Consider the following 19,074-nt stretch of genomic DNA (forward strand, 5'->3'; position numbering starts at 1 on the left):
CGACTTTTAATGTGGTCTTATACAATTTAAATGGCTCTCTAATGATGTGATTCCTTGTTAATGACAGGTGCATTTTTTCCAATTATGACGCATATCACAACGATAATAGCTAAAACAAGCGTTAGCCAAGTAATCGATTCTCCTAAAAATAATACAGAAAATCCAATCATTAAAAAGGGTTGTAAATATTGAATCTGGCCAACTCTTGCTATGCCTCCTAAAGACATCCCACCATACCAAGCCACATACGCTAAAAACTGGCTAACAACACCTAAATAGAACAAACTGATCCAAGCTTTGAAAGGTGCTTCAAACATCTCCACTGTTACACTTAATCCAACAGGAATTATAAAAAACGGGGCTCCAATTAAAATAGCCCAAGCAATAACTTGCCAACTACCTAGTTTTTTTGATAGTTTTCCACCTTCTGCATAACTTAATCCAAGTAATAATATCGCTGCAATAAGTGCAATGTCTCCCTTCTGTAATTGACCTAACCCTAAATATACCGCATAGATAAGCACTGATATAGCCCCTATTGTACTCGCAATCCAATAGCGTTTCGAAGGTCGCTCTCCACCACGCCATAAAGCAAAGCCAGCTGTCGCAAGTGGTAGTAAAGCCACTTCTATTGCTCCATGAGATACTGGCAATGATTGCATTGCATATGTTGTTAATAACGGAAAAGCAAGTACCGCACCTACAGCAACTATAACTAAGCTTCCAAATTGTCTTTTATTAGGTAATGCTTCCTTTTTTATGATAAAAAGGATACTTACGATTATTGCAGCAATAACTGTCCTACCTAACCCGACAATTGTCTCACCAAAATAAGGGACAGCTACGCTTGTAGCTGGTAATGTAAGGCTAAAGCAAACTATGCCGATAAAACCTAGTAGCATGCCTCTTTTCATAGTATTGTCCAAATAGATTCCCCCTTCACAGGAATAAAAAACTATCTCATAATCATAATTAAAAGAATTAAACTAATTAAACATGATTGTAAAGAATAGCCACTCTTTTTTAAACAAGAGAATTCCTCATCTGTCATGGTACAGATCACTAAGGAGAATATATATGACAACGAAATATAATGGTATTTTAGAATGGGTGAAACAACAAATTGAGGAGGAGAAGTTAAAGACAGGAGATAAATTACCATCGATTCGGCTGCTTGCTGAACAATTTCAATGTAGTAAAAATACGGTGGTGAAGGCATTACTTGAATTGGAAAAACAGCATATTGTCTATGCCAAGCCCAAAAGTGGCTATTACGTAGTAGATAATTATCAAATATCTATTCACCATGAATTGGTTATTGATTTTTTATCTGCTGGTCCAGATAGAGAAATCCTGCCCTATGAAGACTTTCAGCATTGCATCAACCAGGCGATTGACCATTATAAAGAGCAATTATTTACTTATAGTGACCAACAGGGCCTTATTTCTTTACGAAAGGAACTAACGAAGTATTTACAGTATTTACAAGTATTCACAACTCCTGATCGTCTTATCATTACTTCCGGATCACAACAAGCACTTCATATTCTATCTGTCATGTCATTTCCAAACGGTAAAAAGAAGATATTAATAGAGCAACCTACTTACTTCGGTATGATAGACTCTTTACAGTTAAATCAAATTACAACATTAGGAATTGAATTAACAATGGAGGGGATTGATTTTGAAAGACTTGAAAATTTGTTTCGTACCAATGATATTAAGTTCTTTTACATAATTCCAAGATGCCATAATCCATTAGGACATCAATACACTAATGAAGAAAAGAAAAAAATTGTGGCTCTTGCAGAAAAATACGATGTCTATATTGTTGAGGATGATTACTTAGCAGAATTAGATACAGCTTCAAAAGCAGACCCTTTATTTGCTTATGAACCCAACGGAAGAGTCATTTATGTTAAGAGTTTTTCGAAAGTATTTTTGCCTGGGCTACGTATTGCTACTGTTGTGATGCCTGAAAAAATGGTTCCCGCCTTCATTCACTATAAATTTAGTGCTGATTTTAATACATCGCCACTTTCACAAGGAGCCTTAGAAATCTATCTAAAAAATGGGATGTTCCAATACCATTTAGAGAGTGTAAAAAAATTGTACATTAAAAAAATGAGTACATTAGTAGAAGCTTGTTCATTATATTTACCAAATTATGTACAATTTACAAAACCAAAGAGCGGTTTTTATCTCACGATTTTTTTACCTTCACATATAGATGTCGATAAATTGATTTACCTGCTTCAAGAAAAACATATTTACGTAGACAATGCTTCAAGAATGTACTTAGCCGGAAACAAACAGAAAGCCATTCGACTAAGCATTTCACAAGTAAATGAAAATAAAATCCATCTCGGTATTGAAAAATTAGCTACTTTTATCATCGATATGTGTGAAAAAAAGAAATACAATCCACTTTCGTTTAAATCCTATCATTAAAGTAATAGAACATTGTTGCTGCATCGTAACTCACAAATTACTAAGGAAGACCACAATTAAGATAAACTAAAAAAGTCGATTCCTTAATCGTACATGAGGAATCGACTTTACTTACATTGACTTAGCCAAGACGAAAAAGAGATTGGGATTTTGATATCCCAAAAGAAACCATATTAAAAAGAGGTTGAAATTACTTCAACCTCTTTTTATGTTAATAATTATTCTTCATCCATAAATGGATAAGCAATATCTGTAGTTGGCGCAAAGTTTTCTTTGATGACACGCGGAGTTGTCCAACGAATCATGTTAAATACAGAACCTGCTTTATCGTTTGTACCAGAACCACGAGAACCACCAAATGGTTGTTGGTTAATCATTGCACCAGTTGGTTTGTCATTGATATAGAAGTTTCCAGCTGCACCTGATAAGCGATTTTCTAAGTGAAGAATCGCTTGGCGATCTTGTGCAAAAATAGCACCTGTTAATGCATACATAGACGCTGTATCAACCGCTTCTAATGTTTCTTCTAATTGATCATTTTCATATACATAGATTGTTAACACAGGTCCAAAGATTTCTTCTGTCATCGTTTTAAAGTTTGGATTTGTTGTTACAATAATTGTTGGTTGAACGAAATATCCAACTGAATCATCGTAAGTACCACCTGCAATAATTTCTGCTTCTTCAGAAGCTGCTGCATAGTCGATATAGCTTGTAATTGAATCAAACGCAGGCTTATCGATTACTGCTCCCATGAAATTACGGAAGTCGCGTACATCCCCAACTTTAAGCTTAGCAGTTTCTTCAACTAAACCGTTCTTTACTTCTTCCCACAGGCTTTGTGGAATGTAAGCACGTGAAGCTGCAGAACATTTTTGACCTTGGTATTCAAATGCTCCACGAACAAGGGCAGCTATTACTTTGTCAGCTTGTGCAGTTTCGTGAGCAAATACGAAGTCTTTCCCACCTGTTTCCCCAACTAGACGAGGATATGATTGATAGTTTGCAATGTTCTCCCCTACTGTTTTCCAAATTGTTTGGAATGTAGCTGTAGAACCTGTGAAGTGGAATCCGGACATACGAGCGTCTGTTAATACTACTTCAGAAACTTGTGATCCACGAGAAGGTACAAAGTTGATGACACCTTTTGGTAATCCTGCTTCTTCTAAAATACGCATGAAGTAGTAGTTTGCTAGAATAGAAGTTGTTGCTGGTTTCCAAACAACTACGTTCCCCATCATTGCAGGAGCTGCTGGTAGGTTCCCACCAATTGCAGTGAAGTTGAATGGAGAAATCGCTAATACGAAACCATCTAATGGACGGTAATCAAGACGATTCCATACATTCTTCATGCTGTCAGGCTGGATTTGATAAATCTGATTTGCATAATCTACACCGAAACGTAAGAAATCTATTAATTCTTGTGCAGCATCAATTTCAGTCTGGATAGCTGTTTTAGATTGTCCTAACATCGTTGCAGCATTCATCACATCACGGTATGGACCAGAGATTAGATCAGCAGCTTTTAAGAAAATAGCTGCACGGTGTTCCCATGGCATATTTGCCCATGATTCTTTCGCAGCCATAGCAGCTTCGACAGCATCACGTAATTCTTTCTCACCAGCTTCTGAGTAGTTTGCTAGAACATGTTGGTGATCATGTGGCATAACTACTTGCTTTACTGTATCAGTTTTAATATTTTGACCGTTAATAATAACCGGGATCTCTACTACTAATTCGGATTGGCGTTTTAATTCCGCTTTTAATGTTTCTCTTTCTTTTGTACCTGGCGCATATGTATTGCCTGGCTCATTTTTAGGTGTTGGTATTTTGAAAATTCCGTTACTCATTATTTTCACTTTCCTTCCTATGGTAAATAGCTTTCTCTTATTATTCTAAACAATCTTATCACATTCGACAAATTATAAAATACTTATTCCATATGTTACTAGTTTTTTGCCCCTTTGAATACGAACCACTACTACTTGCTTCTATAATAACTATCATAATTTAGTATCATGAAAATATTTTATAAAACATTTTGTTTGTCCAATTCTGTCGAATAATAGATACCGTGAAAAAGACTGCACTTTTAATCGCCAGGGCAGTATTACTTACTTGATGGCCACTATAAAGTAGAAACGGTTCTGTGGAATATTATGGTTTCACTAGTTCTGCGATCACCTTTGAATTCCATTTTCTATAGTAGCACGAAAATCGCTTACTTTATATAGAGCCAAGCAAACTTTTTCAGCCCTAAATTTTCCAAATACGTCGTAGAGTTCGTAATATATTGGATTCCTAACTTTTAGTTGATGCTGTAAATGGTATTTACTCACAAAATGGCCCCAATGAAAAAAGCACTTCCCTTATTTTTACAAGAAAAGCGCCCAATCGGAAGGAGAAATGATTATTCTCTTCCTTGTTTTTCAAAACCATCACTAAATTAAAAGGGATGAAAATTATTTCCTTAGAATTTGTCGATTTTTCTCTATTATTTTTTTATTTTTAGCTATTGTTTCCTTTAGGGTTAGAGGCAGTTCATTATCGTTTGTTTCCTGATTATTTATTAGGTTTTCATCCAAGTGAGGTTCGGATGGCTTATTCTTTTCAATATCCATTTTAATCCCCCTCTAATATGACTTTATTCTATTATAAACGATAGAAGACGAGCTTTATATTAAAATTGGATGACAATTACTAACATTTGGAAATATAATAAACTGCTATACAATTTTATTCTAATAGAAACTAATGCACACATTTACCTTGTGCCTCATTCAGAATATTTATATCTTAAATTAAGGCGCCTAGTAGTATTCTTTTTAATAAAAAAATTATTGTTCAGTATCCTCTTGTGCTTTTTCCAATGATGTTTGTATTTGCTCAGAGGAATTCTCGATTGTTTCTTCTAAATTATGTGAAGCTGCCCTGATAATTTCTTTTTGATTCAAAATAGTTTGCTGAATCAAAGATTTAAACCCCTCTTTTTGCTGCTTCAGATTAGTCTTTAATTCTTCCAAAGAAGTTTTAATAGATTCGTATACCTCACCTTGCAGTTGGGTATCATTAACCGATATATTCTCAGTAGAATTATTTCTTGTCACATTCGATGAAAATGAAAATGAGTGATTTTTCCTATTTTCCATTTTTTCACCCCTCCTTGTCTTATTGTTTTACTTATGATAATTACGAAACCGTGTAACCACTGATGTCACATACTGAAAATGCATAGATAACAGTGGGAGCGGTTAAGTTATTCACGAAAAAAGCAACGCAGCCACAAATGTTAAACACAAATAAATTCGAAATAGCATTCGGCAAACCTTTAACGAGAAGATTTACTCCTAATCCAAATGTTTGTGCTGCTCTCAAGTTACTTAGGATTTCACCTTCACAGCAATTTTTCCTCTTATTGCAATCAAAATCATCATTGAAGCAAGTCCTCGCTAAGGATAGTAAAAAGTCAAAGATATCATCATCAGAATCAATATTATCTGTTGCCCGAATCCCTGATACATTCTTAATGAGAATCGTAGACAAAGGTGTTGTTTCTGTTACAGGACGAAATGTCACGGTATCACAGTTATTAACAATGGTGAGTAATTGATCTGTAGTTGGATTACCTAATCCAATTAATCCATTGAAGTAGATATCAATCCCTTGGTTTAATGGATTCTCCACTTCGCTTTGTGCAAGTCGTACCTGATTTAGTAATCTAGCAAGGTCTTTTACACAGCAATCCTTTAAGTCGATGCATTTTTTACAATCCCTTTTATTCTTATCCCTGCACTTGCAATCTTTGCTTTCTTTGTCATCATCCACTGAACAACCGCACTTTACATTAAGCGTGGTATTGACTGTTACACCACTGACTGAGGTTTCAATTATTTGATTGTTCTCCAGTGGAGACTCATTTGTATGTCCCTCAATGAATTGCATGCCTTGCTCTTGAGTTTGATCACCCATCAATTGAAATTGGTCTTCTTCTTGATTTTGATCTTGAATTTGGGCTTGAGCTAAAATGGGCCCTTCTTGGGTTGGCGTTTGGGTTGTATTTTGTTGATTATCGAGTGTAGAACCTTCTTGGATAGGAATTTGTGCCGAGATATGTTCTAGTTCTAACTCTTGCTCAGTCCCATCTTGAGTCGCCAGTTGAATTTGGTCTATTTCCTGCTCCCCACCATCTTGAATCGGTACTTGAGCCGTTATCTGGTCTTGGTCATTGGTCTGTTCCGAGCCGTCTTGAATCGGGATTTGAGCGGTTAACTGTTCTTGTTCATTCTTTTGCTCTGGCCCCATGATATTGCCACTCTGGTCCTGACTACTATCTAGTTCGGGACCCTCCTGAATAGGAACCTGTACAACCTTTTGCTCTTGATTATTTTCTTGTTCAGCTCCTTCTTGAAGATTACATTGCTTTAATACTTTGTCATTATTAGGGCATTTTTTTATACTCTTATTACATTTTTCTTTAGGGTGCTTTCGACAATTACTACAATTGCATAAAAAAGAATTTTCATCATCGCATGGTTTTTTGTAAGACAAAGCTGATTCCTCCTTTCTAAAACCCCTAACGCAGGTAGTTTTAAAATGTATGTGAATACAATGCTATACATGGAATATTTTATGTGATAGAAGTAGAAGGAGCTGTGCAGATGTCCATTGCAGAAGTTGAGGAAAAGATTATATAGTGCTTTCAATTACCAGAACGATTTAATTAATACTCTCAAATTAACTTATTAATAGATTAAATAAAATAATAGAAATAAAAAAATCCCCAAGCAAAATGCTTGTGGAGCCTTGATTCGGATGGGTATCCTTTGGCAAATCATTTACAAAATTTGCAAATTCTTAAATCTTTCATGTTATTAATTTTGTATCAAACTATTAGCTTTACCTTTCAAAAATCCCCCTACAAATCTTCTCAATTTGAATAATTTCACTTGAAATTGGAATCATAATATTAATTCATGACATGAGGTGTGATATTGTGAATCCTGCTCTCGAAAAAGAAAATATACTTGGTACTAACTTAGAAAATAATATAAGGATTATCATGAATTACTTTCATCATACAGAAGATTTGATAAAGCGAGAGATAAGATTCAGTGATAAAAGTGGTGTGATTCTCTACATAGATGGCCTTGTAAAAAAGGAATTTCTTCAGTTTTCTGTTATAGAACCTTTAATTGAAGATCAACAAACTGATTTGGAATATGTTTTAAGAACGTATGAAACGAAAACGACGAATCGGATATCAATCATTGGTGAGGAATTGTTAAATGGCTACTGCATAGTTCTTCTAGAAAATAATAGTAAAGCTATCCTGGCTAATATAAGCGAAGATAGTGGAAGGTCTATTACTGAGCCTGAAGATGAGAAAATAATTAACGGACCCCATGACGGATTTGTTGAGAGTTTAGGCACAAATGTCCTCTTAATTAGGAAGAGGATAAAAAGTCAAGATTTAAAGGTGAAATATTTTAGAATCGGTGATATTACAAATACAAAAATAGGTTTAATTTATATAGAAAACCTTGCCAATAAAGAACTACTTAAAGAAGTAGAGACAAGAATCAATTCGATAGATATTGATACCCTGCATTCATCCGGGACTTTAGAAGAATTGATTGAAGATCATCCGTACTCGCCATTTCCTCAAATGTTGAGAACAGAGAGACCAGATCGGGCTGTTTCCTATTTAACTGAGGGAAAAATCAGTTTAATTGTTGATGGTAGCCCTAGAATACTAGTTATTCCCATTAATTTCTTCACACTATATCAAACACCTGATGACTATAATACCAGATGGTTAGTTGGATCGTTCTACCGGTTACTTCGAGTTTGTAGCTTCTTTATAGCCATTAGCTTACCAGCGATCTATATTGCTATTGTTTCCTATCATTCCGAAGTACTTCCGATTGGAATTCTTTACTCGGTAAGAGTCTCATTGGAATATGTCCCATTTATACCACTGGTCGAAGCACTATTGATGCAAATCGTATTAGAATTATTAAAAGAGGCTTCCATTCGTTTGCCAACTCCTATTGCTCAAACAATTGGAATCGTAGGTGGACTTGTCATTGGCACAGCAGTCGTAGAAGCAAATTTAGTTTCAAATACGATGATTGTAATCATTGGATTTACAGCAGTTGCTTCATTTGTATCCCCCATCAACGAAATGGGGACTAGTGTAAGGTTGATGGGCTTACCTACAATGATTGCAGCATCTTTGTTTGGATTTTTCGGTATTATTATTACACTTATGGTTATTTTAATGCACCTATGTAAATTAGAGGCCTTTGGTACACCATACTTTTATCCTTTAGCGCCTTTAAATAAAGATGGATTAAAAGATGCATTTATTAGACTTCCCATATGGAAATTTACTAAAAGACCGACAGATGCAAAACCTAAAAAGGTAATTCAACAACGTTTAACTAGAGCTTGGAGGAGAAAATGAATTCTAACCCAAAATTCATCTCAAATTTTCAGCTGTTCTTTTTTCTTGTACAATCTCAATTGGGTATAGGGCTTTTATCGTTACCTAATCTAGTTGAAACTAACGCACAAAGTGATGGATTGATATCCATCATGCTAGCTGGATTAGGAATTCAACTGATCTTATTCATCTATTGGTCTTTATCAAAACGTTTCCCAGGATATATATATACACAAATTACAAAGGAAGTTTTCGGGAAGTTTTTTGGAAGATTAACGAATTTTGTTATATACGTTTATTTTATTTTAACAGCAGGGTTAGCTGTTCTATTATTTGTTAATTTAATAAATGCTGGTTTATTGCCTTCAACACCAAGATGGGTAATCGCCATTCTCATTATTTCTTCAAGTGTTTACTTAGTTGTTAGCGACTTGAGAATTATTGCAAGATTTTTTGTTTTAGCATCAGTCTTTATACTATTTATCTTATTTCTTTCAGTACTGACCTTCACTTTACCAACAGAGTTCCAAAATATTTTACCTATTGGTGATTCAGGATTAAAAAATATTTTACACGGTAGTAAAGAATCCCTTATTTCAATGCTTGGTTTTGAAGGACTTCTCATTATTTTTCCGTACATCATTCAAAAAGGAAAAGGTATTCTAAAAACAATTTCTTTCGCAAATATTTTTATTACCTTGCTCTATGCATATTTTCTTCTAATTAGTCTAATAAGTTTCAGCACAACTCAGATAGAGCAGATCAGAGAACCCGTTCTATACTTGTTCAGAGGATTATCCTTTCAAATGTTAGATCGAGTAGACTTAATTTTCTTATCCATTTGGGCAGTACCCATGACAACATCTGTTATTGCTTATTTATTTTTAGCTGCGAAAAGCATAAATAACGAAAGTACTTATAAAAGAAGCGTAGTAATAAGTGGCTTACTCATCTTATGCCTTTCTTTAATTCCTTTAGAATATGAAACAATTGAAACGTTTAGCAACTATGTCTCCTATTTAAGCTATGTAATTGTTTTTGCGATACCAACAATCCTATTGTTTTTTGCGATTCTGTTAAATAAACGTGTGGGGAGTGCAGAAGATTGAAAAAATGCAACCTAATTTTAGTTTGTTTTCTGGTTTTACTTCTAACAGGTTGTTGGGATCAATCTCCCTTAACGAATAAAAGGTTGGTAAATGGTATAAGCTTCGATTTAACTGAGGATAATCAAATATTAGGTACTGTTAGGGCGCTGGATATCCAAAAGAAAGGTACAGCTCAATTTGAGATAAATGACGAATTGGTAACTGCTAAAAGACCAGCACTTGCAGGAATTGCGATCGATTTAAATAGTAAGACTGGCGGACAGATTGATGCAAGTAAAGCACACGTTATTTTGATTGGTGCAGATTTAGCCAAACAAGGTGTATTACCTTTTCTCGAATTTTTCTATGGAGATGAGGAGTCTTATATGGCATCAAAATTTATCATTACTGAAGGTAAAGCCAATGCACTATTGTCATTAGAACCTGGGAAAAGTCCAATCGCATTTGAAATTTTAAATGAGTTAAAAAGTGGTGAAGAAGCTACGCTCATTCCTAAAGAAACAATCTTCACGACTTGGACAAAAGTGGTCGATTCTGGAATGGATCCTATTATACCTTATCTGAAAATAAATGAATCGAATGTAGCTGAAATCAGTGGTGTAGCCCTATTTGATGGTGATAAATATACAGGTGTAAATTTTTCGAGAGAAGAAAGCAATCTGTTACTTCTATTACTAGGAAAATTAAATAAAGAAAATAATACAGTTGTTAAATTAGAACAGGGCAACAAGAATCGGTATATCTCCTTAAAAGCGGATAAGGTAAAAAGAGATATAAAACTTGCAGTTGACTCTGATACAAATGCAATTGTCTATAATTTAAATCTAAAACTAAAGGTCAGTATTGATTTCGATAGTTACGTACATGATAGAAAGGATAAAATAGATATAAATAAACTAAATGAGGAAATTTCTTCTAAGCTAACTGAACAAGCAAAACAAATAAGTATGAGCCTCTTGGAAACGAATTGTGATGCATTTGGCATAGGACGGGAATTAGCGGCCTCATATCCCGAGTTGTGGAAAGAGATTGAATGGAAGAAAGAATATAAAAACATCAAAATTAATCCAAAAATAGATGTAGAAATCATTAAAACAGGACCAGTGTATTAATGAGCAAAATAAAAACGGGCGCAAAGTCCTTTCAAGAATGGTACTGCACCCCAAAAGTTTGATATGCTCCCCAATAGGTAGACAGATGAAAAAATAAAATCTGTTTAATCTATTTGGGAGTTTTTTTATGAAAAAATATCACTTTTCAAAAGAAGAAAAATTAGAGATTTTAAATTTTTATAATAATAGCTACTTTACACTTAATGAAGTCGCTAGATTATATAAAGTTGATTCTAGAACAATTAAAGATTGGCAAAGTAATTATCATTTCTTTGGAGAAGACGGTCTCGAAAAGCTCAAAAATCATAATAACTATCCTAGAGAATTAAAATTAGCTGCGGTTCAAGATTATATTTCAGGAGGACTTTCATTAAGAGAGACAGTGAGAAAATATAGACTTTCTGGTACAACCGTTTTAAGGAACTGGATTAAAAAGTATACTAGTCATAGTGAATTAAAAGATTCGGGTAGAGGAATGAGCCAACCTATGACTAAAGGAAGAAAAACGACAGTTGGAGAACGTATTGAAATCGCAAAAGCTTGCATAGCGAATGGAAAGAATTATCAAGAAACAGCAGTAAAATACAAGGTATCTTATCAACAAGTTTATCAATGGGTGAAGAAATTTGAAGATAATGGCGAACAAACATTAATGGATCGCCGTGGGCGAACGAAACCAGTTGAAGAACGTACACTTGAAGATGAATATCGTTTAAAAATTCAACAGATAGAACGAGAAAATGAAAGATTACGTGCAGAAAATCTATACTTAAAAAAGTTAGAGGAAATAGAAAGGAGGCGTCGTTAAGTAAGATACGTATTCAAAGCCGTTATAAGGCGATTCAAGAAATAGCAGAGAAAGAAAACTTAGCTGTTGTTTTACTGTGCGAAATAGCTGCAGTATCACGTGCAGCATATTACAAATGGTTAAATCGCCAACTTTCAGAACGAGAAGTCGAAAATCAAAAGCTAGTTGAATTGATTAAAAATTTATATAAACAAGTAGATGGGATCTATGGTTATCGCCGCATAACGATGACAATTAATCGACAACGGGAAAAAGAAGGATTAACAAAATTCAATAAGAAGCGTATTTACCGATTAATGCAGATTTGTGGCATAGAAGCGGTTATTCGTCGTAAATCAAAACGATATCGTAAGGTTAAGCCAGATTATGTTTCAGAAAATCTATTAGCACGTGAATTTACAGCTAAAGAACCAAATCAAAAATGGTGTACAGATGTGACTGAATTTAAGTATGGTAACGGTAGAAAGGCGTATTTAAGTGCAATTATTGATCTATATGATAAGTCAATTGTGAGCTATAAATTAGGACATTCTAATAATAATCAGTTAGTGTTTAATACCGTTATACCGGCAATTCAAAGTTTGAAACTCGAAGAGTTTCCCTTATTACATAGTGATCGTGGATATCAATATACATCAAAACATTTTAAACAAATTATGGAAACAGCTGAGATGCGTCATAGCATGTCAAGAGTAGGGCGTTGCATTGATAACGGACCCATTGAAGCATTTTGGGGCACATTAAAAGTAGAGAAGTACTATTTACATAAATATGAGACGTATGAAGAATTAAAAACAGCAATTGATACATACATTTCGTTCTATAACAATGAACGTTACCAAGAAAAATTAAATGGCTTGAGCCCCTTAGAATACAGAGCTCAAGCCGCATAAACCATTTTTATTATTTACCCTGTCTACTTGACAGGGAGCACTTCAGTTAGAGTAGAAAACTAACTTTTGGGGTGATTTTTTATGACTAAATATAGTGAAGAATTTAAATTGATGGTAGTTCAAGAATATTTAAGCGGCTCTCTAGGATATCGAGCGATAGCGAAGAAGTATGGTATTGCTGATTCTCCATTAAGGAGATGGGTACGTGCTTATAAAGAGTTTGGGCGTAACGGCATATCCGTTAAGAAAACGAAGCAGTTTTATTCTGTTCAATTCAAAATAGATGTATTAAACTTTATGAAACGAACAGGTGCTTCCTATCAGGATACTGCGATTCACTTTAACTTGAATGATCCAACTTTAGTTGCCAGTTGGTATCATCGGTTTTTAAAAGAAGGGATAGAGGGCCTGCAAAAAAAATCAAAGGGGCGCCCGTCTATGTCTAAGAAACCAAAATCAACAGTGAACCAAGAAAAAATAATGTCACGTGAGGAGCAGTTAGAACGCGAAAATGAACTGCTTCGTTTAGAGGTGGCGTATTTAAAAAAGTTGAAGGCTTTTCGAGAGAATCCAAATGCCTTTCTCGAAAAGCTCAAGCAGCCATCGCCTTCGAACTTAAACAAGAAGGATTCCGATTAAAAGATGTTTTAAAACAAGTCGATATTCCAGAAGCGACGTATCATTATCATATAAAACTGATGGGACAAAAGGATCCAGACGAAGAATGGAAAGCCTTGATTTTAGAGACTTTCGAAAAACATAAAGGTCGATACGGCTACCGCCGAATTCATGCCGAATTAAGAGTGCAAGGACACATAATTAATCATAAAAAGGTACAACGAATTATGGAAAACCTAGGGTTAAAATGTGTAAAATTTGTACGTAAATCACGCTATAAATCCTACAAAGGAACGGTTGGGAAAGTCGCTAAAAACCTTTTGAATCGTAGATTCAGCACACCGTATGCCCTTCAAAAATTGGTGACTGATGTAACCGAATTTAAATGTACAGATGATGAGAAATTATATTTAAGCCCGATCATGGACTTATATAACGGTGAGATTATTGGGTTTAGTATGTCAAAACGGCCGAGCCTAGATTTTGTGTTAGATTCACTTAAGAAATCACTTCCAATCATTCAGAAGCGTGCTGAATATCGGACAACGATTCACTCCGATCAAGGGTGGCACTATCAACACAATACGTGGGTAAAAACATTAAGGCAGAACAAGATTTTCCAAAGCATGTCTCGTAAAGCAACATGCGCAGACAATGCGGCCATGGAGAACTTCTTCAGCATACTAAAACAGGAAATGTATTATGGGGAACAATTAATCTCTTACGAAGTACTGCAAAAGAAAATAGAAAAGTATATCAATTATTATAATAACGATCGCATTAAACAAAAACTGGCCGGCATGAGTCCGGTAAATTACCGAAAACATGCCAGCCAATTAACTGCATAATAAAAACTCTAACTTTAAGGGGTCACTACCAATCGCGTCCCGTTTACTTCTTATAACTAATAGTTATTTTTCTTTTTCTTTACACGCTTAAAACATTTAATTCTTTCTCTTTTTCTACGAAAGCAACTTCAATAACATGACTGAATACTCCGTCATGTACAGTAGTATTTAAAAGGACATTCGGATATTGATCTATGATACTTTTAACGGTACTTAACCCTTTCCCACGATTTTCACCTTTTGTTGAGAATCCATCTGTGAATAGTTGCTCGACTTTTGGCGAATCATCGTTAAGGGTATTTTCGATAATAATAATTATGGAATCAGACATGCTCTTATAAATCGCAATATTGATTTCTTTATGCTCAATAACTTGAGTATTCGCTTCAATCGCATTATCCAAAAAGATCCCTAAAATCCTTGAAATATCAATCACATTCATTGATATTTCATCTATACTACCTGGAATTTCAATTTCAACATCAATTCCCTCTTTTTCTGCTTGGAGAGTCTTGGTCAAGATAAGCCCCTTAATGCCCATAATCTGTAAATTCGACAGATTGGAAAGTCGTTGATTTCGTTTTAACGTATCTTGTTCCGCAGAGAATATATGCTTTTTGAAATACTTCTTAAGCCCTTCAAAATCATTTATTTCCATATAACCTTGCATTGTAAATAAAATATTCGCATAATCATGTCGGAATTTCTGCATGTCGTTATTGATTAATTCCAATGAATTCATATAATCAGTAAACTGTGCCGTTTCAAATTCTACTTTTTTGAAATGGTTTTGCTTCTTTAAAATCATAATTGTTATATACAAAACAAAACACATAATTCCAAAATAGGTTAACTGCGTAATGATATTAAATTTTAATAGCGTATCTTTCGTTAAAAATTCAGTTAAATAGATATTAATATAAAACGTGCTCATCGTGAGAAGAGTAAGAAATAGAACAAAAACATACGCTGGTTTTTCTTCTCCAAAAAACTGGTAGATTTTTTTGGACGACACTTGATAAATTAATATACTTGCGATAAATAGGATAATGAAAACACAATAATGTTCCAAATTTCCCGGTAATACATTATTGGGAAATGGCATCATCACAAATTGAGTTAGATTATCTGTTAACACACCTAAAATCACGACAAAACAAATATGTATAAGGGTAAGAACCCCTCTAGAAAGCCAAAAGAAATAGATAAATGAGCTAACTATGAGGAAAATAATCCCTACCCATTGTCCAATAATAAGAAAACTTATTGTAGTCGGACAGATAATCATTAATATATATGCTAAAACACGTTTGATTGTAACTTTTATTTGGGATGTGAATGTGATAGCCCAGAATATTAAGCTAAACTCAATAACTAAAAATAACAGCTTCATCCTGTACTCCGAATCATTTTATTTTTTGTTTGCAAAAGGGTGATTACTTAGCAACTGATTAGGTACCTGTTTCTCATGAAATAATAAAGAACATGAAGTAACCGTTGCCAATGCTCCTATTGACATTACTGCTTGCGATATCTTGGAAGTTAAGAATTTCGGCATCAATCCTTTTTTATTCATTACTTTTTCATCTTTTTTATTCATCTAAATCTCTCCTTTAATAGTTGTAATAGCAACATTAGAGTTTCTAGAAATAAACCGTAAGTAATAAATATCTTTATTGCTGAAGGAGTTATAAAAAAAATAACAACCAAGAGGCATAATCGAACTGTTATTTTTTTTCGTAAATAACGTCGATGCTGTTGACTAATTATCGGTTGATTTTCGGTGCCTTGCGGGGCAAGGATGTATATGGATACCAAGAAAATACCCAGGATAAAAAAGTGAACAGCTGTTGAGAAATCCAAATCTAAATTAGCTAAATATCTTGTTACAAGAGGGAAAGATATAAGGCTCCAACCAATACAAACATATAAGTTCCTAAAGTGATAGCCGAAGCACACTTGCCTTAAGAAGAAAAATGTAAGATGGGTAATTAGAGTTGGAATGACACAATCCAAAAAGAAGGCTGTCAAATAGATGATCAGTGTTTTACTAGATTCTGATATTATCATTTGAATCCCAAACTTCAATTTCTCTCTCTCAATCTCATTATATGTTGCTTGATTCAACCATGTAAACAGCATATTTTCTAGCCTATATATCCTATAGACCTCCCTTCTATTCTTGAGGTATTCATAACGATTTATGACAACCTTTAGACCTATAAATATTCTAGCATTTTTCAATATTATAATCTTTTTTTTCCGAAAATTGAACTTCATTTTAATGGTCTGTTTATAAAAAAATACAATACAAAAAAGAGAAAGGTGAAAATTGAGCGCACACTCAATTTCTCCTTTCTCACTATAGGAAGCTAGCTATGTCCCAGCCTATTATTCATCCTGCTTTACTATTACATATTGCATTAAAATGATTAATATTTATAGGATTGGCCGCCATCGATTGGCACAACAACCCCATTAATGAAGTCTGCTTGGTTTGAAAGCAGGAAGGCAACTAAGTAACCCACCTCTTCTGGTTTTCCGAAGCGGCGCATTGGGTTTGGTTTTACGAATTCTTTCCCTACCTCTTCCCAATTATCACCACCCATTTGACGTAAAGAGCCCTCTACCATTGGCGTCATTATGGCACCTGGTGCAATTGCTTTAATAGAAACACCAAATTGTCCATATTCTATTGCTGAATTACGAGTTAATCCAACAACACCATGTTTGGATGCCGCATAGCCGGATTGATTTCCAACACCGCGAATACCACCAACAGATGCTGTATTTACAATTGATCCTGACCCTTGTTCTTTCATTACTTTTAATACGTATTTCATGCCGTAGAAGACACCATTTAGGTTGATGGAAACCACTTTTTGGAACTCATCGATACCAAAGTCTTCTGTTAAATTTTGTTTTCCTTCGATACCTGCGTTGTTAAAGAAGCCGTCAATTTTACCGAACTTTTCAACCGTTGCATCAACAAAACCTTTTACAGCATTTTCATCTGCTACGTTTGCTGTAATTAATAATACTTCAGCCTGTGGCGAAATGGCCAACACTTTTTCTTCTGTTTCTTTTAAACCCACTTCATTCAAGTCTACTAAAACTAGTTTAGCACCCTCTTGTGCTAATTGAAGTGTCGCTGCTTGTCCAAGACCAGATCCTGCACCAGTTACAATTACTACTTTTTCTTCAAAACGATTCATTTTCTAATTCCTCCGTTATTTAAACATTGTATAAAGATCCATCTACTGTGTATGATGAAGAGCTTACATAAGAAGCTTCATCTGATAGTAAAAATGCAATGACATTAGCTACTTCCTGTGGCTCACCATAACGCTTCATTGGAACTGCATCTTGATAGGCGGATTGTGCTGCTTCAGCCGCACCTGGTGCAACTTTCGCTTCAATCTGGCGCATCATTTGAGTATTAATAACACCAGGGTTTACTGTATTCACACGCACATTATATGGAGCTGCTTCTAAAGCGGCTACTTTATTTATGCCCATTAGTGCATGTTTCGATGAATTATACAGCATCATATTTGGCGAACCGATTAATCCTGCCACGGAAGCAGTGTTAACAATCGAACCTGCTTTTTGCTGCTTCATAATTGGCATTACATATTTTAAGCCGTAGAAAGCACCCTTTACGTTAATGTTATAGACAAAATCGAAATCTTCTTCTGTAATTTCTTCTAAAATTTTCGCTGGACCTTCAACCCCTGCATTATTTGCAAATCCGTCAATACGACCAAATTTTTCTACAGTTTGCTCAACATAATTTTTTACTTCTGTTTCTTTTGAAACATCTGCCTTTAACGCAAGGACGCGATTTTCACCTAAGTTAAGTTCCTCTGCAACCGCTTTCACAGCAGCTTCATTTAAATCCACCAGGGTTAATTTTGCTCCTTCACCTGCAAGCTTACGAGCTATCTCTTTACCGATTCCTCCTGCAGCACCTGTAATAATGACAACTTTGTTTTCAAATCTCATGTTTTGTACCTCCCCTAAAAAATTTAGCTACATTTATAGTTTAGTCGGTTTCACTTTCTGTAAGCCATCCTTAATATTTGCTATAATGTTGGAGAAACCAACACTTTTAATCAATCTGTCTAATAGTAGGAGATAATTTGATGAAATCCAATTCCAATCAAGCTTTGCGTACAAAGCATTTCTTGAAGAAGGCATTTATTGAAATGGTCCATAAAAAGGGATTTAGTGCTGTTACAGTGAAGGACATTGTAGATTATGCACAATATAATCGAACAACCTTCTATGTGTACTATCAAAACATTTATGATCTTGTTGAAGAGTTAATGGATGAAATGTTTGAAGCCATCCAGTATACCAGCATGTCTAAATATAAAAGTAATAGTCGGGTGAATGTACAGGAGTTGACACCAAACTCCTTTGAATTGTTGTATTACATTTACGATCACCGTGATTACTTCACATTACTTCTTGTAGAAGATACATTGCCACGCATTCACCAGCAAATACCTGAAGCGATTTTTAACTTACTAAAAGGGAACTTTGATATTCAATACGGCGTGTCCTTGGTTGATGATTACTCCCAAAAGCGCTATATGGCATATGGGACGGCAGGGTTGATTTTGGACTGGATAGCACAAGATTTTGATGCGACACCCGGTGAAATGACAGAGCGTCTCATACGAATTTTAAACACTTTTGCAAAAGGGTTTGTAATAAAAGAAATTGACGCTTAACAAACAAATTTTAGTTAACTATATTTTATCTGTTGCCAACTCATTATCTGT

Annotated in this window: 18 protein-coding genes; 8 read left to right on the forward strand and 10 right to left on the reverse strand. The window is 34.7% G+C overall.

The window, feature by feature from the left end; translation table 11 throughout:
* Positions 1-38: 38 nt before the first annotated feature.
* On the reverse strand, positions 39-914 hold the full coding sequence (locus C1N55_RS15325) for a DMT family transporter (protein WP_370452624.1): 876 nt from the start codon (positions 912-914) through the stop codon (positions 39-41).
* A gap of 163 nt (positions 915-1,077) precedes the next feature.
* Here C1N55_RS15325 and C1N55_RS15330 point away from each other — a divergent pair, with 163 nt between their 5' ends.
* The gene (locus C1N55_RS15330) at positions 1,078-2,451 is read left to right on the forward strand and encodes an aminotransferase-like domain-containing protein (protein WP_137729616.1); all 1,374 of its coding nucleotides are present in this window, start codon (positions 1,078-1,080) and stop codon (positions 2,449-2,451) included.
* A 218-nt stretch (positions 2,452-2,669) separates the two neighbouring features.
* Here the strand turns inward: C1N55_RS15330 and pruA are convergent, their stop codons facing one another.
* The 4 genes from pruA to C1N55_RS15350 form a co-directional block, all read right to left on the reverse strand.
* Complete coding sequence (gene pruA / locus C1N55_RS15335) at positions 2,670-4,301, reverse strand: L-glutamate gamma-semialdehyde dehydrogenase (RefSeq protein ID WP_137729617.1); 1,632 nt, start codon at positions 4,299-4,301, stop codon at positions 2,670-2,672.
* Positions 4,302-4,913: 612 nt separating this feature from the next.
* Positions 4,914-5,072: a multidrug transporter gene (locus C1N55_RS15340; protein ID WP_240758312.1), complete on the reverse strand. Its 159-nt coding sequence runs from the start codon at positions 5,070-5,072 to the stop codon at positions 4,914-4,916.
* 216 nt (positions 5,073-5,288) lie between these two features.
* The gene (locus C1N55_RS15345) at positions 5,289-5,600 is read right to left on the reverse strand and encodes a hypothetical protein (protein ID WP_137729618.1); all 312 of its coding nucleotides are present in this window, start codon (positions 5,598-5,600) and stop codon (positions 5,289-5,291) included.
* 40 nt (positions 5,601-5,640) lie between these two features.
* Positions 5,641-6,999: a hypothetical protein gene (locus C1N55_RS15350; protein WP_137729619.1), complete on the reverse strand. Its 1,359-nt coding sequence runs from the start codon at positions 6,997-6,999 to the stop codon at positions 5,641-5,643.
* Positions 7,000-7,444: 445 nt separating this feature from the next.
* Between C1N55_RS15350 and C1N55_RS15355 the strand changes: the two genes are divergently transcribed.
* From C1N55_RS15355 to C1N55_RS15380, 6 genes are all read left to right on the forward strand, one after another.
* Positions 7,445-8,917 (forward strand): spore germination protein, encoded by a 1,473-nt coding sequence (locus C1N55_RS15355; protein WP_240758313.1) that lies wholly within the window; start codon positions 7,445-7,447, stop codon positions 8,915-8,917.
* Entirely contained in the window at positions 8,914-10,005 is a 1,092-nt protein-coding gene (locus C1N55_RS15360; protein WP_137729621.1) for a GerAB/ArcD/ProY family transporter, read from the forward strand. The genes C1N55_RS15355 and C1N55_RS15360 overlap by 4 nt, the downstream gene beginning before the upstream one ends.
* Positions 10,002-11,117, forward strand: coding sequence for a Ger(x)C family spore germination protein (locus tag C1N55_RS15365; RefSeq protein ID WP_137729622.1), 1,116 nt, complete (start codon positions 10,002-10,004; stop codon positions 11,115-11,117). The genes C1N55_RS15360 and C1N55_RS15365 overlap by 4 nt, the downstream gene beginning before the upstream one ends.
* 127 nt (positions 11,118-11,244) lie before the next feature.
* A protein-coding gene (locus tag C1N55_RS15370) for an IS3 family transposase (RefSeq protein ID WP_137729259.1) occupies positions 11,245-12,818 on the forward strand; the annotation gives its coding sequence in 2 pieces (ribosomal slippage) (positions 11,245-11,884 and positions 11,884-12,818; 1,575 coding nt in all).
* 81 nt (positions 12,819-12,899) lie between these two features.
* Positions 12,900-13,457, forward strand: coding sequence for a helix-turn-helix domain-containing protein (locus C1N55_RS15375; RefSeq protein ID WP_137728177.1), 558 nt, complete (start codon positions 12,900-12,902; stop codon positions 13,455-13,457).
* Positions 13,421-14,284 (forward strand): IS3 family transposase, encoded by an 864-nt coding sequence (locus tag C1N55_RS15380; RefSeq protein WP_137728178.1) that lies wholly within the window; start codon positions 13,421-13,423, stop codon positions 14,282-14,284. The genes C1N55_RS15375 and C1N55_RS15380 overlap by 37 nt, the downstream gene beginning before the upstream one ends.
* A gap of 79 nt (positions 14,285-14,363) precedes the next feature.
* Here C1N55_RS15380 and C1N55_RS15385 read toward each other — a convergent pair whose 3' ends face one another.
* The 5 genes from C1N55_RS15385 to C1N55_RS15405 all read right to left on the reverse strand — a co-directional run bounded on the left by C1N55_RS15385 (position 14,364) and on the right by C1N55_RS15405 (position 18,289).
* On the reverse strand, positions 14,364-15,677 hold the full coding sequence (locus C1N55_RS15385; RefSeq protein ID WP_137729623.1) for a sensor histidine kinase: 1,314 nt from the start codon (positions 15,675-15,677) through the stop codon (positions 14,364-14,366).
* A gap of 18 nt (positions 15,678-15,695) precedes the next feature.
* Positions 15,696-15,884 (reverse strand): hypothetical protein, encoded by a 189-nt coding sequence (locus C1N55_RS15390; RefSeq protein WP_137729624.1) that lies wholly within the window; start codon positions 15,882-15,884, stop codon positions 15,696-15,698.
* Positions 15,881-16,564, reverse strand: a complete 684-nt coding sequence (locus tag C1N55_RS21040; RefSeq protein ID WP_137729625.1) for an accessory gene regulator ArgB-like protein — start codon at positions 16,562-16,564, stop codon at positions 15,881-15,883. Before C1N55_RS21040 ends, C1N55_RS15390 begins: the two co-directional genes overlap by 4 nt.
* A 152-nt stretch (positions 16,565-16,716) precedes the next feature.
* Positions 16,717-17,499 carry an SDR family oxidoreductase gene (locus C1N55_RS15400; RefSeq protein WP_137729626.1) on the reverse strand — a complete coding sequence of 261 codons (783 nt, stop codon included), beginning with the start codon at positions 17,497-17,499 and terminating at the stop codon, positions 16,717-16,719.
* Between the two features lie 19 nt (positions 17,500-17,518).
* Entirely contained in the window at positions 17,519-18,289 is a 771-nt protein-coding gene (locus C1N55_RS15405) for an SDR family NAD(P)-dependent oxidoreductase (RefSeq protein ID WP_137729627.1), read from the reverse strand.
* Positions 18,290-18,429: 140 nt separating this feature from the next.
* Between C1N55_RS15405 and C1N55_RS15410 the strand changes: the two genes are divergently transcribed.
* Positions 18,430-19,023: a TetR/AcrR family transcriptional regulator gene (locus C1N55_RS15410; protein ID WP_137729628.1), complete on the forward strand. Its 594-nt coding sequence runs from the start codon at positions 18,430-18,432 to the stop codon at positions 19,021-19,023.
* Positions 19,024-19,074: the final 51 nt, after the last annotated feature.

The sequence above is a fragment of the Lysinibacillus sp. SGAir0095 genome (assembly GCF_005491425.1).
In the GTDB taxonomy this organism is placed as follows: Bacteria; Bacillota; Bacilli; order Bacillales_A; family Planococcaceae; genus Ureibacillus.